The following is a 16,429-nucleotide window of genomic DNA, read 5'->3' as shown; positions in this document are numbered from 1 at the left end:
TTTAGAATGATACATTAACTCCTGTTGTAAAGGTTCTTGCTAAAGGATATTGTCCTAAGTCAACTCCTGCCGATAGTGGATCTGAGTTTGAAACATCTGGATTGTATCCTCGGTATTTTGTAAACGTGTGTAAATTGTTTACTCCGAAATAGATTCTGAAGCGATCCAAGTGGATTTTTTCTAAGACTGAATCTGGTAACGAGTATCCTATTTGAACGTTTTGTATACGTAAGTACGAACCATCTTCCACGAAGAAATCTGAGAACAAACGATTGTTTGATGCGTTTGTTGAAGCTCTTGGTACAGAATTCGAAGTTCCTTCGCCTGTCCAACGATCTAAATATAAGGTTGGTTTGTTGCTATACGTTAGGAAACGCTCATAACTTCTTGCAATATCGTTTCCGATAGAAGCATATAAAGACGTTCCAAAGTCAAATTGTTTGTAGTTTAAGTTTAGATTGAATCCCATGGTGAAATCTGGAATTGGATTTCCAATCATTCCTTGATCGTCTTGACTTCCATATTCAATGACACCATCTCCATCTAAATCTACGTAACGAATGTCTCCAGGTTGTGCATCTGGCTGAACCGCATGTGCATCAATTTCTGCTTGATTTTGAAAGATTCCATCTGTTTGTAATCCCCAGAAAGCTCCAATTGGCAATCCAGATTGGAAACGTGAAGTTGATTGACCTAAACCAAATAATCCACCAGGTAAAAATCCTGCAGCATTGTTTACTTCAATAGCTTCGTTGTTGATACTTGTTAAGTTGTACCCAACTTGAATGCTTAAGTCGTCCGTAAAATCATGTGAGAAGTTGATACTTAAATCCAAACCTTTGTTTTCTACGATTCCGGCATTTACTACTGGCGCCGAGCTTCCTCCTGCACTTGTTCCTAATAAAGCGGATACTTCCGGAACTAATAATAAGTCTTCCGTACGTTTTTTATAGTAATCAACACTTATGTCTAACTTTCGATCAAATAAACTTACATCAAAACCGATGTTGGTTTGTGTCGTTGTTTCCCATTGTAGTTTTGAGTTTGATAAAGCTCCGATAGCATTTCCAAACGATAATACATCTCCAAAAGGATATGAAGCTTCGGCGTTGGCTCCTTGTAAGAATCCTAACCAACGGAAACTGCCAATTCGGTCATTTCCTGTGATTCCCCAACTTCCTCTAAGTTTTAAACTGTTGATTGTGTTTGATTTGAAGAAATCTTCTTGTGTAATCACCCAACCTCCAGAAAGTGATGGAAAGTATCCAATACGATTGTCTGGACCGAAACGCGTAGAAGCATCACGTCGTAACATTGCTGAGAATAAATATTTTCCTTGATAATCGTATTGAAGTCTTCCAAATATGGAATATACACGATCTTCTCCGATTCCTGTGGTAGCACTTAAAGTTTGCTGAATGTCCTGTGGATCTCCGTTTGGCGTATCATCATCATCAATAATAAATGATTGCGTATTGCTCAAATACGCATTGCTCCAAGCGTCTGGACCGTTTACTAAGAATCCTGTTGCAAAAATTCCGTCATATTGTAAACTTTGTAACGAAGTTCCTAGTAAACCACTGAAGTTATGATCTCCAAATGATTTCTTATAGTTTACAAAAGTTTCCCATGTGTAATCAAAGAAATTCTGTGTATTCTCACTTACCGTACTGTATACATCTCTGTCTCCATCATCGTTGGTATCTAATACGAATTGATTGTTGGCAACATTGACATTGTTTTGAACCTTGTTTGGTCCGTAATATTGTAATGGATTGTATGAACGCGCAATGACATCTGCATAATTGAAGTTAAAACGAGAAGTAACTTCTAAATCTTCAATAATATCATATACCAATTCAATTTTTCCAGTAAAACGGTTTGTTTTGGCTTCATTAAAGGTATTGTTGATCACTGCAAATGGATTGATGATTTCAATTCCTTGTTCCGTTCCTATATATGAAAATCCTCTTGAAGGACCTGTTCCGTCTGTTCCGTCGAAGATTGGAGTTAACGGAGAAGCATTCGCTCCATAATAAAGTATAGAACCTCTTCCGCCTTCTGGAATTCCTCTAGTTTTTCTATTCGTATATAAAAGTAGTGTGTTTAATTTTAATTTTTCTGATAGATTGATGCTTAAGTTGTTCTTAAGAGTCCAACGTGTAAAGTTTGACTTATCGCTCGCAATAATTCCATCTTGTCCTAAATAACTACCACTGATACCATAAGAGATATTTTCAGATCCTCCAGCAGCGCTTATACTATGGCTGAATAATGGTGCTGATGTGAATAATTCATCTTGCCAATCGGTTCCTTCTCCAAAGGAAGAAACATCTGGAAAAGGCAATGCATTTCCGTCTGCAACTTCAGTTTCATTAACATAAACGGCATATTCCGTTGCATTCATTAAATCTAACGTATTAGAAGTTTCTTGCACGGTATAATAAGCGTTGTAAGAGAATTTCGTTGCTGAATCTCTACGTCCGCTTTTGGTTGTAATTAAAATGACACCATTGGAAGCTTGCACACCATAAATAGCAGAACTCGCATCCTTAATCACATCTAATTGTTCTATATCATTAGGATCAATGACACTTAAATCGTTTCCAACATTTACACCATCTACAATAATAAGTGGGTTGTTGTTTCCATTTGACGTAATACCACGAATACGAATGTTAAGCGCAGCACCTGGCGAACCAGAAGTAGCATTTACTTGAACTCCCGAAGAAGAACCTTGAAGCGCTTCTTCAACTCTCACTGGATTCCGCTCTATAATTTTGTCGGCTTCTACTGTTGTAAAAGCTCCAGAGACGAGTTCTTTTCTTTGTGAACCATATCCAATAACAATGACAGACTCTAATGCTTCTGCATCTTCTTTCATGAGAATGGTTAATTCTTTGTTTGAGGTGACCACAACTTCTTGAGTTGCATATCCAACGGAAGAAAATACAATTGTACTTCCGTTTGGAACATTTTTTAGGCTGAAATTTCCATCGAAATCAGTAGAAGTTCCATTTGAAGTGTTTTTAAGTAAAACGGTTACGCCTGGCAATGGCATTTGACTACCATCTTCTAAGACTTTCCCTTTTATCTCAAAATCTTGTCCATAGCCCCATATCGAGGTGAGCATGAATACAAGGATGATTACATAACGGTTCATATAGTTGTTTTTTAATTGATGACAATGTATTTACAATTGTTAACGATTCCTTAAAAAACACCTATACAAAAAACATACATGTTAATTTTTTAGCATTTTTATTGAAGAATTATCATTTCAAACCCTTTGTTTATGTGTTATTGGCAATGATTAAACATTTAAAAAAAAGTATCACTTTAAGTAAAAAAAAGATCACTACAACGTTATTGTTGTGGTAATGTTGTGGTGTTTTTTGAAAATGTTGAGGTGTTTTTGAATATGCTGTAGATGTATATGCATCATATTTAAACGATTCGCTAATAATTCTGTTGATTTTATAAGAATTATTAATTTAAAACTTTAAACCATTAAAAAGTCAGTAAAGAAATTAAATTTAAACAAAAGGTCTATTTTAAAATTAAATGAAATGCCAGCAATTTCTGGAGGACTACAAGCTCCTATTGAAGGATCTGGGAAACAAGGATGTGGAGGTTTTACAACGCAACCAGATTGTCCTCCTAGTATTGGCTGCTAATATATTATTTTAAATAAAACTTTGTTTGATAAGCTACAGTATAGAAATATGATGTAGCTTATTTTTTTGTGTTATTTTAAGAAGATCCTTATAAGTTTAGGAAATAATCATTCAGATTAATCTCACGAGCAAGACTGATCTTTTTTCGCAGACGATAACGCTTGATTTCCACACTTCGCACAGATATGTTGAGGAGTGGCGCAATCTCTTTTGATGAAAGATTTAAACGTAAATATGCACACAATCGGAGATCGTTGGCAGTTAATTGTGGATGTAGTTCTTTTACCTTCTTGAAGAAATCCTTATCAGCATGATTGAACGCTTCTTCAAAAAACTTCCAATCTTCCGCATTGTTAATGTTTTTATCTATCAAACGAATTACAGGTTTTACATCTTGCATTTCCGTTTTTTGTTTTTGCAATTCTTGTTTGATACTATTTAGAGTTTCATTCTTCTTAATCATATTCATCGTAGCAATGGCCAATTCACGATTTTTTGATTCTATATCATTATTAAGCTGCGTATTTTTTAATTGAATGATTTCTTTTTGTGCTTCTAATTCTTTTACGGCCAACTCTCTGGTTTTCTTATCTAATAAACGTTCTCGCTGTTTTTTGTAATATCGTTTGTAGAAACCATTGATCGCTGTAAAGAGTAAAATGGTTAGAATTACATAGATGATAATTGCAACATTTGACAAATACCAAGGACGATTGATTACAAACGAATATGCTGCCGTATTTGCCGTCACTTGATTGTTGATTCGTGCTTTTACTTTAAACGTATAACTTCCGTGTGGTAAGTTTTCAAATGATGCATCTGATTTTGTACTCCAATCACTCCATTCATCATATAAACCTTCCAATTCATATGAATATTCGGCAACTTCATACTTATTGAAAGCCGGAATGCTATACATAAATGCCAAATAGTTTTCATTGGCATTAAATTCTTGTTCTTCTTCGGTAACTAAGGCAATTTCATGAAAATCGCCCGTAAGCGAAGCATTCGTAACACTATTTATTTTAATGGTGTATTCTTTGGAATGCATCTCAGCCAAATCTATCGTAATGTATCCGTTCGAAGTTCCTAAAAGATAGTTTTTACCTCTAAGATGTGAGATGTTTTCATAACCTTTCATCTCGTTACGTAACGATTGTGGAATGGCAATCCGTTGAATTTTAAAGTCTCCGTTGAGTCGCTCTTTAGTTACATAATTGATATAATTGTTCGTAAAAGCCCATAAATAACCTATATCGTCTACCACTAACCTACCCGATGTATAATAATCTTTTTCAAATATGGAACTTAATATTGCGTCTTTCTCAAAGGTATGTGATGCATTATCATATCTAAAAATACCATTCTTATTGGCTTGATAAATATTGCCATCAAACAATACCAAACTCGTATTGGCGCTTTTTTGAATAGAAGCATTTTTGGTGTATGCTGTTACTTCTTCATGATTTTCATCGAGTGTAAGCTCGTACACACCTTTGTATTCATGATTCATCAAGATTTTGGTTTGTGTTACCCATTCAAAATGTTTAGAAGAGATATCAAATCCTTTGAGTTTATATTCTAATTTCCAGTTGTCATTCTCCTTTTTTAGCACATACAATCCATCATAATTTCCTTGAATGATTTGATTTTGTTTTCCCGGAATCGTTTTTAAATCCCACGTTCCTTGAACATTTCCAACTTTTTGTGGTATCGCATCTTTTATGATAAAAGTGCCGGAGTCATGTCCGCAGAATAATTCATTATCAATGATACGCAAACACCAAACTTGTCCTTTTGTTCCTTCGATAAACTTAAAATCATCTTCGCTTTGATTGGCTTTGTAGAATAAACCTTGATTCGTTCCTAAATACAAATATCCATTGTGAATGATAGATGCGTAAATTGTTCCTATGCGTCCCGTTTGATCCGCAAAGTATTTGAATGGTTCTTTGGTATTGATACAATTGATTCCATTATCCAAACCTGTCCATACATTGCCATCTATATCTTCAAATAGTGAAAGTGCCGTATTATCGCCCAAACCACTTGCTTGATCAATTTTGTAACGCAATTCACCTTCTGGAGAAATATGATAAATCCCTTTTGCAATGGTTCCTAATACATAACTTCCATCCGACAGTTGAATGCTGGTATAAATACTTTTTTGATTGTATTGTTGCTGATACGGAAGTTGCATGGCCGTTAAACCTTCTTCATCATACGTGAACCAGCCTGCATCACGTGTAATGATTATTTTTTGATTTCCTTTCGGAAAGAGTCCAACAATTCTAGTTTTCCGCAAAAGCGCATTATCACTGATCAGTTTTTTTTCTCCATTTTCGATACTATACAAACCTTCTTCCAATACTTGAAAAAACAATTCATCTTGAATCTTGTATAATTTTGTAATGGTATGATCGGCGCTAATTACTTTTAATGAATTGTCGGTCGTATGATAAATGTAAATTCGATCTAAAGATTGAAAAAGTACCCATTCGTCTAATTGAATTATTTGCCAAAACTGTTCGTCTTCTTCCATTTCAACATGCAGTTCATCGGTCAACGAAGTATATTTTAATATTCCTGTATCCTGGCGTTTCCAATATCCGAAATCCATATAAGAACCCGTATACACACGATCGCCAATGACTTTTACAGAACGCATAATGGTTTCGTTTGGCGATTTGTAGAGTTTCCATTGCGCACCATTAAATTCTAACAGCCCTTTGTTATTAGCTACATAAATACATGCATCGTCCGATTGTGAAATCATCCAATTTTGGTTGTCTGCCTTATAAATTTTCGGAGTGTAGTTAATAATTGGTGGCAATTCCTGTGCAAAGGAACAGCTAAAAAACAGTACTAGGAATACATTAATTATGGTTCGCAAAAATGAATCGGGTTTGGGTTGTATTGTAAAAATAGGGCTATTTTTTGACTTTTATCCTAATATATATGCTATAATCTGTGGAAAGTAGTTGTTTTTTCGATGTTGTGACGAGGAAATTTTACCTTTGTAAAAACTTATTTTATGGATATACAGAATTGGTTCCGTCTTGTACATGATTATTTAAAGGCTAAAGGCTATGAAGGAACTGCCATCTACCTAAATTTAATCGCTGGTATTGTTGCAATTAGTATTCTTGCTTTTATTGTCGATTATATTATGCGCCGTTTTTTAATTGCACTTGCACATCGTTTGGCGCCTCGAACAAAGAATAATTTTGATGATTTTCTGATTAAGAATAAAACTCCTCAAAACTTAGCACATTTAATTCCTGTATTTTTAATTGAGCAAGCAACTCCGTATTTGTTTCAAGATTTTCCAAGTTTTCAACGTAGTTTTTTAGTCGCGATTGATATTTTCTTAGTCGTTCTAGTGATTAAAGTGATTCGTAGCATTTTGAATTCATTACGCGATTTCTTGAAAACCTTGAATGCTTTTAAAGACAAACCGATTGACAGTTATATTCAAGTCTTTATGATTTTTGTGTGGTCAGTTGGAGTTATTTTGAGTTTTTCAATCCTTACGGGAAAATCCATTATTGCCTTTGTAACTACTTTAGGAGCACTTTCTGCCGTTATTTTGTTGATTTTTAGAGATACAATTCTTGGTTTTGTTGCGAGTATTCAAGTCGCGGTGAATGATATGGTTCGAATTGGCGATTGGATTACAATTGAAAAATACGGCGCCGATGGTGATGTTGTGGAAATTAACTTGGCAACCGTAAAAGTGCAGAATTTTGATAAAACCATTACCACCATTCCGACCTACGCATTGATTTCCGATTCATTTAAAAACTGGCGCGGAATGAATGATTCTGGCGGAAGACGTATCAAACGTGCCATTATTATTAAAACACAAAGCATTCATTATATCACTGAAGAAGAAGTGAAAGAATTGGAGAAAATTCAACTGATTTCTGAGTATATGAAAACGCGTCAAGATGAAATTGCACAATTCAATGCCGAACATCATATTGATAAGTCTTTGCTCATCAACGGACGAAATATGACAAATATTGGTGTGTTTCGAAAGTATGTAGAATCGTATTTACACACACATCCTGCAATTAACAAAGAAATGACAATCATGAGTCGTCAGTTGGCACAAACTCCCAAAGGAATTCCTTTAGAGATTTATGCGTTTAGCACAGATAAAGTCTGGAAAAACTACGAACATATCATGGGCGATATCTTTGATCATTTGTTGGCAGCACTTCCCTATTTTAATTTGGAGATTTATGAGTTGTCTTTGGATGATTCGAAGCGCTTGTCTTAGTTATTGGTAACATATTTTCTGTATTGCAAATCAAAACGTAAACTTATAAGAACGGAAGTCTTTTCTTGGAATTTGTTTTGGTGATAACTACTTTTTCTTTTTTCTCCTGTATACAATAAAACTTCCAAGACCTACTAATAATATTGTCAGGCTTCCAAAAATTAATTTGTTTCTTTCGGACGCGATTCTTTCTTCTTCTTTTTTCTTTAAATAAGAAACTGTTTCTTCAGGTAGCGAATACATAGAAGTATTATCAGCAAATGCAAGCGTATCATTTACAAATGCAAATCGAATGGCTCTCTCTTCTTCCAAATAGTCTTGATTATTGGATATATAATCAACTTGATAAATAGATTTTAATTGTTTCTTAATGTTTAAATATATTTCTTTTAGTTTTTTAGGATCGTTTGTGTAATAGTAAAGTCCGACTGTACTTTTTGATAATTCTGTTAGTAGTGTATCGTTAACATTACCAAGTCCAATTGTATAAATTGAAACCTCTTTTTCATTTGCTAAATCAATTACTTCTTGTATTGAGTGTTTTGATTCATTGTCTTGACCATCTGTAAGCGCCACAATAACAGATTTACTCGCACTTTTTGAAAGATTCTCAATAGTTAAATATAAAGCGTCATAGTATGCAGTGCCTCCATCTGGTGTAACTTTTTCTACAAATGATTTAATTCCAGCTACATCATTAGTTAAAGGATATATTTTATCAACTGTTGTTGAAAATCCTACAAATGAAATTGAATCCTTAGATAATTTTGTTTCATCTAAGAAACCCAACACTCCTTCCTTGGCATAATCAATTGCCATCACATAATCCTTTGGCATTGTACCATAAAAATATGCATACTGCATCGTTTCTACATCTTTTGGCATTTGAGCTGGGTTATCAACCATAGAACCGGAATGATCAAATACCAATCCAATGTTTATTGGTTTGTCTTTAGAGATATTCAGCAATCGAATTACTTCACAATCTTTAGCGTTTTCTTGTACTTGTATTTCAGATGTTTCTAAAGTCCATAAAGGTTCTCCAAGCTTATTTTTAGCTTGAAATATGACCGAAATATTAGGAAATGAATCAGGATAAACCTGAATAATTGATAAATCGAAAATATTTTCAGATTTAATTTCCGTTTGAATATTTTCAGTCTGTCCAAAACAAACGAGCGTATTTAGGAATAAGAGTATTATAAGTATGTGCTTCATTGCTTTCATTACTGACAACTTTTGTTTCAGAGAAATGCTATTATTTCTACGATCACAAAATCTATTATTAAGGATTTAGTCATTTTGAAAACTACAATTTTCTTACTAAAGGTCAAAACTATTTTAATTTTAATCTGTTATCTCTGAGTGACGATTGTAATTTTTAAACTCCTAAACTATTAAACCTATAAACTTCTTATTTGTTGATTTGTTATTTGTTTTTTGTGGATTCGTGAGTATTCTCGACTTTGTTCGAATTGATATTTGAAACGTTTCCTACTTTTAAATTTAAAATTTAGCATTTATAATTTAATATTTTAACTTGGTTTTCATAAGTATTCTCGACTGCGCTCGAATTGACATTTGAAACATCTCACTACTCAATACTAATACCTCACAACTATAAACCCATAAACAAAATCAATCGTTCTGTATGTTGTATGAAACGTTTTCTAAGCAATATGTCGTATCTTTGTCATCAAGTTTGGAAAGACTAAAGAAATGATTGATACCTTACCAAAAGATAAAAAAATTGTATTGTTCGACGGCGTTTGTAATTTATGCAACGGCTTTGTCGATAAGATCATTTCGCATGATAAAAAAGATGTCTTTCGTTTTGCGTCGTTGCAGTCAGAGATTGGTGTAGCGATACAGGAACATTTGCAACTCGACACTTCTCAATTGGACTCTGTGATTTTGTATGTACCTGGAAAAGAAGTCTATTACCATAAATCTTCTGCGGCTTTTCGTATTCTAAACGAATTTGGTGGCGCATGGAAATTGTTGCAAGTCTTTCGTATACTTCCTAAATTTATCAATGACTTTGGGTATAATATCATAGCCAAATACCGTTACAAATGGTTTGGACAAAAAGATACCTGTAGAATGCCGACTGCTGAGGAGCGTGCTAGGTTTTTGGGGTAGTTATTCTTTTTTGGCGTTTTTTTGTTTTTCTTTTAGGTAGTCTTCTACGTCTATATCCCATTTTTCTAGAACTTGAAAAGCACTTTTTAGATAGTTTTGGATATAACTTATTTCTTGAAAAGGTAGCAGCATAATAATTGCTTCGTCTATAAATTGTACAGATAATTCTTTATCAATTTTAAAGTTTTGATAGAGAGTCCCTATATTAATTAATGTTAATCCTAGATCTGGTAAATACGTTTTTGGATTCTTTTCTACTAAATCTCGATAAATAGATATAGCTTCTTCATAGAATGCTTCAGCCTTAACATGCTCATTTTGATCACTTTGCAAAATTGCTAAACTATTTAAACTATTTGCCAATTTAGGTAGGTAAACCCTTGAGTCTAATTCAGCAAGCTTTCTTCGTATTGATAAAGCTTCCACATAAGCATCTAATGATTTATCTAGCTCATTATTAACATGATACAAATACCCAATATTATTTAATGTTATTCCAATATTTGACATATATGCTTGTGGATTTTTAATTGCTAATTCCCTATCAATACTTAAGACTTCTATTAATAATTCCAAAGCAGTTTGAATATCTTTTTGACTAGTTTTTAATACCGCTAAATCATTTAAAGTTGCTGCCAAATCTAATAAATATACTTCTCTATTAAAATCACATAACTTTCTTCTTATTGATAATGCTTGACTCAATAATTCTTCTGACTTATCAAACTCTCCTGCTTTACGATATAAATGTCCCAAGCTATTAAGACCAAACCCCAAACTAGGTAAATATCTACTTGGGTTATTAACAGCTAACTTTCTTTTAATTGATAAAGATTCTTCAAAGTATATTTTAGCTATGTTAAATTCATTCTTTATTCTTTTTAATTCAGCAAAATTATTTAACGTAATCGCTAAATCATATGAGTATAATTTTGGATTCAAATCAGCTAATTTCTTTCTAATTGACAAAGCTTCTCTATAAAATTCTTCTGATTCTTCTAATTCATTTCTTTTTTGTTTAAAATATCCAAAATTATTTAATGTGCTTGCTAAATCATTTAAATATAATTCTTGCTTTTCTTCTGCTAGTTTCCTCCTTATTTTTAAAGACTCTATAAATGACTCTTCTGCTCTATTAAATTCATTATTAATTTGCTGCAAACTAGCTAAACTATTCAAAGTAGATGCTACATATAGCAAATATCTTTTTGGGTTTGAACTAGCTATTTTTCTTCTGATTATAAGAGCTTTATTAAATAATTCACTTGATTTATTGAGTTCATTTTTGATTTCTAATATATGAGCCAAGTTATGAAAAGTAGCTGCCTTTTGTTCATCAGAGACTGCTCTATTTAAGCACTTACCAAAATAATTTTCAGATTTACTAATTTCATTAATGTACCAAAAATAATTCGCTGCTTCATAATAGGTTTCCCAACTCTCATAAAGAGTTACTGCTTTTTCATAATTTTCACCTGCTTCCTTATACTTATGATTTACACGCAGTAATTGTGCTTTAAGAATTCTAGTTTCAGCAACTTGTTTCATTTTCTCAGTAGCCAATCGTTCTTCTTCTTCTAATTTTGCTTCACTTAAAACTGAAATAGCTTCTTCAATTTTTCCTTTTACAAATAAATTAAAAGCTTGTTTATATAAACTGGTTTCTTCGCTGATATCCTTTCCTGAAACTTCTTGTAACAAATGTTCTATTTGTGTGGTTCGTCGTTGTTTTTCTTCTTCTAATTGTTGAATTTTTTGTGATAACGAAAGAACTTCTTTATTTAGATACGATTTGTTTTCATCTTTCTCTTTAGTTAATTCAACTTGAGTTTTAAGATTCTCTTTTAATATATCTATTTGATTCAAATACGGCTCGATAAATGGTTTTAAGAATTCTTCAAAAGATTTTTGTTCTTTTACTAGTTTTCCATCAACATCAATATATTGAAAGATGAAGATATTACTTCCTTCAACTTTTTCAATTTTGTTTATGTTAGAAGCACCAAACATTACTTTTTATTGATATTTTGATTAACAGTTATATTTTCTCCATTTATACTTCCTACAGAATTGCTATTTCTACTAAAATCCAAAAAAGTTCCTTCTAACTTCCCATTTCGTTCCAAGAAAAAATATCGTAAACTTACTAGTGAAATGATCCCAAGAAAAGCAGTTGTAATATAACTTGCCGTATCATTTTTTAAAGTAAATTCTACACCAAATAATTTACCTGTGGCTTCAAACGCAAATTTGTTTAAACCTAATAATGCTGAGAATGCATAAATAGCTATTCTGGCGAAGAAAAGTTTTGGATTCAACCATAAACTAATCCCTGTTACTGGAACTGACAGTATCAAAGCTATTTTCCAACTATCCGTTAGTAAATATGCAATGACTCCACTAATGATTCCTATCAAAATAGAAATTAAAGTCCAATTATTTTTCATTCAGTTTTCACGTTATAAGAGAGATTTTAGAATTCAGCTATTAGGGAATTACTCAAATATACGATTTTTCTTATTTTACACTTAGACATACTTTACAAAATTCTTTTCATCCAAAGTATCTCGACTCCGCTCGATATGACAATGAGTAATTATAATTCAATTCCGATTTTGCATTAATTCTTTTTGACAAGTAACTGCTATTTTCAAACCTTTCACCCAAAAAAATCAACACTTGGTATACTTTTCGCTAAAAAAATAACAAAGGCTTTATTGAAAGCGTTATGGATATAGTATTTTTACATTACAACTAATAAGAACATGAAAAAACAGTTTATAACAGTATTTTTTCTTTTGATAACAATCACAACATTGGCACAGAAGAAAGAAAAAATCAAAGGAAATCGAGAAGTGACAACCGTGATTTATGAGATTGATCCGTTTACAACATTGGAAGTAAAGGAAGAATTGGAAGTGGTTTTACTGAATGGCGAAACACCCAAAGTAGAAGTGATTGCTGACGAGAATTTACACGAGATTTTTAATATTGATGTTGTCGATGGAACACTAAGCATTTCTACATCAAAACAGATTCGTAGTCATAAGAAATTGGAGATTTATGTGACAATTTCAAAGGATTTGCAACGCATTCATGCCGAAAGCGAAGCCGAATTGAAATCGGTTACAACTTTAACTATTGACAAAGCAGAAATTAATGTACTTGGTAAAGCAGAAATCGATTTGAGAATTATGGGCGATTCACTCGCGATTAATGGTTTTGGAAGAACGAAACAACGTTATGAAGTAAGTGCACGCGAATTGATTGTAACTGCGTTTGAAGATGCAAAAATTGCTGCAAATGTAACGACTACAAAGCTGACTTCTCAAATAGAATATGCAAATGTGCAATTGCAAGGACAAGCAGATACATTGTATTTAGAAGTAAAAGAGAAAGGCGAATTCATTGCGCACGAATTACGAACCAAAGAAATTCACGTTACCGCAACTGAACAAGGAAAAGCTGTATTAAACGCTACAAATCAAATTACGATTGATGCACACGATCGTTCAGAGATTGACTTGCTTGGAAGTCCAAAATCAATCATAATTCACAAATTTGAAGAAGAAGCCATTTTACGCAAGATTAGCGAAGCGAATAAAGGATTTTTGAAGCGAATTTTTTAAGAATAAGTTTTGTTCTCGTCATGATGAATGAAATGAAGTCACCTGTTGCTCTAATAACAGGTTACTTCGTCGCATACTTCTCGCAATGACGTATTAAATTATTAAATTCAGCATAGTCTAAAAAAACAAAAAACGTCAGATCGAGTGGCGAATCTACGATTCGTTGTATCGAGATTTGCTAAGAATTAAGTACCTTTCCATATTAGTATAACGTACTTTACCAAAAGAATAAAAACAATACACGATTCCTATGGATTTTTTCACCATCATGATTATTTTGATTACACTCGTAGTCTTTGTATTTATTGTATTGATTGCGTTTGTGTTGAAAAAATCAAAAGATGTAAAAACACAGGAGTTTTTAGAAAATGAACGTACAGAACTCCGTCAAAATCTATTAAAAAAGCGCAAAAAACTCTTGTCGTACAAGGCAGAACTCTATCTTCAAATTACGGATGCAATGACGTTTACACGTACAACAGCCGTAACCAATGAAAAGATTTCTGGATTATTATATAACAAACAGCAAAAACCAATAATTGCTTTTGAACGTGTAGAACGCAGCATGAATACTACAGGACAACTCATTGCGATGACCAAAAAGCAAGAGTTTGTATATGAATTTCAAGGAATGCATATAAAGTTGTTTTGTGATGATATTTTGTTAGGTACTTGGGACAAATCTGGAATTTTGTATGATGCGAATAAAAAACGATTTGGACAATTCAAACGTACTGCAGCTACTACGGATACACAATTTCCATTGATTTTAAATAACAGGCAAATTGCAAGTATCAAAAAAGCGCCATTGTATGATGGTATTACTTCATCCTCTGTTACACAAGTTTTTGACGAATTGAATTTTGGAGCTTCACTCCTAACGCTTGATGATATTCCGAATCCTACAGAAGAAAATTGGTTGCTTGCCTTGACCATTTTTGAGATTACTTTCTATGGAAATACGACCGTTCACTAATTGAAACGACCTGTTTACGTATTCATAGTTCCTTTTTACGGATGATTTGCGTAGTTTTAAATCATCAATAATCAATCAAATTATGAAGAAAATATACTTAATCTGTGCATTATGTTTATCTGTGATGATAAGCAATGTACAAGCGCAAAGCAACAATGTCTTTGTAACAGAAACTTCTGAATCCATCACGCCATTTATAGATAAATTACAAGATGGCGAACAATTTACCATTCATTATAAATCTACAGGATGTTTTCACAATGCGAAAGAAACAATGACTTTTCTGCGCGAAAACAACAGCTATTATGTCATCTACAAAAAAGAGAGAAAAGCATTAACTGATGATTCTATTCAGAATATTAGAGATTTTGAAAAGCAATTGGCACAACAGCACAGTTATGGTTGCACTACGGTAGATAATTATTTAGTAATTTATAATGACGTACAACGTATTGCTACCGACGGAAGCTGCTCGTGGAACGGTTATGGAAAATTGAAAAAACTATTTGGTTTTACAGCCTAAGCGAACGTTTACATTATTTTTTCTAAAAAAGCAAAGCGCCAATTCAATATCTGAATTGACGCTTTTTCGTCAGTTTCCTAAAACTATAGTTGTTGACGTTTATTAAATGTGGCTTGGACAACAAAATCCACCACCTGAACAAATCCAACCTGGAGGGCAATCACCACTTCTATCACAATAAATTTGAATTCCTCCGTTGATCTTTGCTTGCGAATCTTTACTTAATGTTTCAGCATTCTGTAAATCTTTAATTTTTTTTAACATAATTTAGTTTTTTGATTTGATTCCTACTCTATTATGGCTTTTCGGACAGCGCCATTAACGTTGTTGAAAGTAGCCATAAACCGCTATAAAACTGTATATCCCGATAGATATTGACAAGTTTGTGTAAAGGTTGACATTTTTACAAGAATCCATAAAAAAAACACGCGAACATAGGATGTAGCGTGTTTTTCATATTTATAATAATGAACAACATATAGTTGTATTATCGTCCAAAAACATGTAAAGTAGCTCTGCTTTTGGAAAGGTTTTTAGTATCGTAAATAAACGTGATTTTTGTAATAAATCGCTTGTTTCCGTTCAAATCAATCACACGAGAATCACTTCTTCTGCTGAAATTATGTTTTAGTTTGATTTCTTCTGTTGAACCGTTTCCGTAATGCACTACCATTTTATGCATGTTGATAGCGCCTTTGGAAACGACTAATTTTAGTTTTTTAAAAGTTCCTTCGTGTTTTCCGACACGAATAACATCTTTGTCTAATCGATAATTGACTTTTTTACTGCCAAGTTTCTCCCATTTCTTTGTAAATGTTTCTGTGCTTGCTGTATCAAAACTTGACAATCCAATAAATAGAATGGCACTTAAAATGAAGGTTGCATATAATCTCATAATATTCCTTTTTAAAGTTATCAATATGTATATGTCTAGACGTTTGCTTCTATGACTTTCAAATTGAAAAAAGGTTTAATATGATGATTGATGTTCGATATCTGATTGTAGATTTTTGGTCTCTAATTGCCATCTTACAAAGAAAAACCATGATCAGCAAAATTTTAAATGCTAAATTATAAATGTTAAATTTTAAATTTTAAATGTAAAAGTGTTTAAGAAACTACGCGAAGCGATCAAAAAGCGAAGCGATCAAAAAGCGAAGCGATCAAAAAGCGAAGCGATCAAAAAGCGAAGCGATC

At 32.9% G+C, this 16,429-nt stretch carries 12 protein-coding genes; 5 read left to right on the top strand and 7 right to left on the bottom strand.

Annotated features, from left to right (window positions below; all coding sequences use genetic code 11):
• Window position 1: 1 nt before the first annotated feature.
• Both Q0845_RS25930 and Q0845_RS25925 read right to left on the bottom strand, forming a co-directional pair.
• Window positions 2-3,163, bottom strand: a complete 3,162-nt coding sequence (locus tag Q0845_RS25930) for a TonB-dependent receptor (RefSeq protein WP_298520388.1) — start codon at window positions 3,161-3,163, stop codon at window positions 2-4.
• A gap of 602 nt (window positions 3,164-3,765) precedes the next feature.
• A complete protein-coding gene (locus tag Q0845_RS25925; RefSeq protein ID WP_298520385.1) occupies window positions 3,766-6,570 on the bottom strand; it encodes a triple tyrosine motif-containing protein in 2,805 nt (934 codons plus the stop codon).
• A gap of 141 nt (window positions 6,571-6,711) precedes the next feature.
• On the opposite strand from Q0845_RS25925, the gene Q0845_RS25920 reads away from it, so the two are divergent.
• Window positions 6,712-7,962 (top strand): mechanosensitive ion channel domain-containing protein, encoded by a 1,251-nt coding sequence (locus tag Q0845_RS25920; protein WP_298520383.1) that lies wholly within the window; start codon window positions 6,712-6,714, stop codon window positions 7,960-7,962.
• An 87-nt stretch (window positions 7,963-8,049) separates the two neighbouring features.
• Here the strand turns inward: Q0845_RS25920 and Q0845_RS25915 are convergent, their stop codons facing one another.
• Window positions 8,050-9,180 carry a VWA domain-containing protein gene (locus Q0845_RS25915; RefSeq protein WP_298520380.1) on the bottom strand — a complete coding sequence of 377 codons (1,131 nt, stop codon included), beginning with the start codon at window positions 9,178-9,180 and terminating at the stop codon, window positions 8,050-8,052.
• A 501-nt stretch (window positions 9,181-9,681) separates the two neighbouring features.
• Here Q0845_RS25915 and Q0845_RS25910 point away from each other — a divergent pair.
• Window positions 9,682-10,104 (top strand): thiol-disulfide oxidoreductase DCC family protein, encoded by a 423-nt coding sequence (locus Q0845_RS25910; RefSeq protein ID WP_298520377.1) that lies wholly within the window; start codon window positions 9,682-9,684, stop codon window positions 10,102-10,104.
• On the opposite strand, the gene Q0845_RS25905 is transcribed toward Q0845_RS25910, so the two are convergent.
• Both Q0845_RS25905 and Q0845_RS25900 read right to left on the bottom strand, forming a co-directional pair.
• Complete coding sequence (locus tag Q0845_RS25905; protein WP_298520374.1) at window positions 10,105-12,114, bottom strand: tetratricopeptide repeat protein; 2,010 nt, start codon at window positions 12,112-12,114, stop codon at window positions 10,105-10,107.
• Window positions 12,114-12,551, bottom strand: coding sequence for a hypothetical protein (locus tag Q0845_RS25900; protein WP_298520371.1), 438 nt, complete (start codon window positions 12,549-12,551; stop codon window positions 12,114-12,116). The genes Q0845_RS25905 and Q0845_RS25900 overlap by 1 nt, the downstream gene beginning before the upstream one ends.
• A 318-nt stretch (window positions 12,552-12,869) precedes the next feature.
• On the opposite strand from Q0845_RS25900, the gene Q0845_RS25895 reads away from it, so the two are divergent.
• From Q0845_RS25895 to Q0845_RS25885, 3 genes are all read left to right on the top strand, one after another.
• On the top strand, window positions 12,870-13,733 hold the full coding sequence (locus tag Q0845_RS25895; RefSeq protein WP_298520369.1) for a DUF2807 domain-containing protein: 864 nt from the start codon (window positions 12,870-12,872) through the stop codon (window positions 13,731-13,733).
• Between the two features lie 250 nt (window positions 13,734-13,983).
• Entirely contained in the window at window positions 13,984-14,709 is a 726-nt protein-coding gene (locus Q0845_RS25890; protein ID WP_298520366.1) for a hypothetical protein, read from the top strand.
• A gap of 82 nt (window positions 14,710-14,791) precedes the next feature.
• A complete protein-coding gene (locus Q0845_RS25885) occupies window positions 14,792-15,232 on the top strand; it encodes a hypothetical protein (protein WP_298520363.1) in 441 nt (146 codons plus the stop codon).
• A 102-nt stretch (window positions 15,233-15,334) separates the two neighbouring features.
• Here the strand turns inward: Q0845_RS25885 and Q0845_RS25880 are convergent, their stop codons facing one another.
• Together Q0845_RS25880 and Q0845_RS25875 are read right to left on the bottom strand one after the other, a co-directional pair.
• The gene (locus Q0845_RS25880; protein WP_298520360.1) at window positions 15,335-15,496 is read right to left on the bottom strand and encodes a hypothetical protein; all 162 of its coding nucleotides are present in this window, start codon (window positions 15,494-15,496) and stop codon (window positions 15,335-15,337) included.
• 223 nt (window positions 15,497-15,719) lie between these two features.
• Window positions 15,720-16,127 (bottom strand): DUF2541 family protein, encoded by a 408-nt coding sequence (locus Q0845_RS25875; protein WP_298520358.1) that lies wholly within the window; start codon window positions 16,125-16,127, stop codon window positions 15,720-15,722.
• Window positions 16,128-16,429: the final 302 nt, after the last annotated feature.

It is taken from the genome of uncultured Kordia sp. (assembly GCF_947489565.1).
In the GTDB taxonomy this organism is placed as follows: domain Bacteria; phylum Bacteroidota; class Bacteroidia; order Flavobacteriales; family Flavobacteriaceae; genus Kordia.
This window is presented reverse-complemented; position numbering and strand designations above follow the sequence as displayed.

Excerpts from the sequence above, each read along its gene's own strand:
- Q0845_RS25875 (WP_298520358.1), bottom strand. The coding sequence starts at position 16,127 with ATGAGATTATATGCAACCTTCATTTTAAGTGCCATTCTATTTATTGGA.
- Q0845_RS25890 (WP_298520366.1), top strand. The coding sequence starts at position 13,984 with ATGGATTTTTTCACCATCATGATTATTTTGATTACACTCGTAGTCTTT.
- Q0845_RS25920 (WP_298520383.1), top strand. The coding sequence starts at position 6,712 with ATGGATATACAGAATTGGTTCCGTCTTGTACATGATTATTTAAAGGCT.
- Q0845_RS25900 (WP_298520371.1), bottom strand. The coding sequence starts at position 12,551 with ATGAAAAATAATTGGACTTTAATTTCTATTTTGATAGGAATCATTAGT.
- Q0845_RS25885 (WP_298520363.1), top strand. The coding sequence starts at position 14,792 with ATGAAGAAAATATACTTAATCTGTGCATTATGTTTATCTGTGATGATA.
- Q0845_RS25910 (WP_298520377.1), top strand. The coding sequence starts at position 9,682 with ATGATTGATACCTTACCAAAAGATAAAAAAATTGTATTGTTCGACGGC.
- Q0845_RS25930 (WP_298520388.1), bottom strand. The coding sequence starts at position 3,163 with ATGAACCGTTATGTAATCATCCTTGTATTCATGCTCACCTCGATATGG.
- Q0845_RS25905 (WP_298520374.1), bottom strand. The coding sequence starts at position 12,114 with ATGTTTGGTGCTTCTAACATAAACAAAATTGAAAAAGTTGAAGGAAGT.
- Q0845_RS25895 (WP_298520369.1), top strand. The coding sequence starts at position 12,870 with ATGAAAAAACAGTTTATAACAGTATTTTTTCTTTTGATAACAATCACA.
- Q0845_RS25880 (WP_298520360.1), bottom strand. The coding sequence starts at position 15,496 with ATGTTAAAAAAAATTAAAGATTTACAGAATGCTGAAACATTAAGTAAA.
- Q0845_RS25915 (WP_298520380.1), bottom strand. The coding sequence starts at position 9,180 with ATGAAGCACATACTTATAATACTCTTATTCCTAAATACGCTCGTTTGT.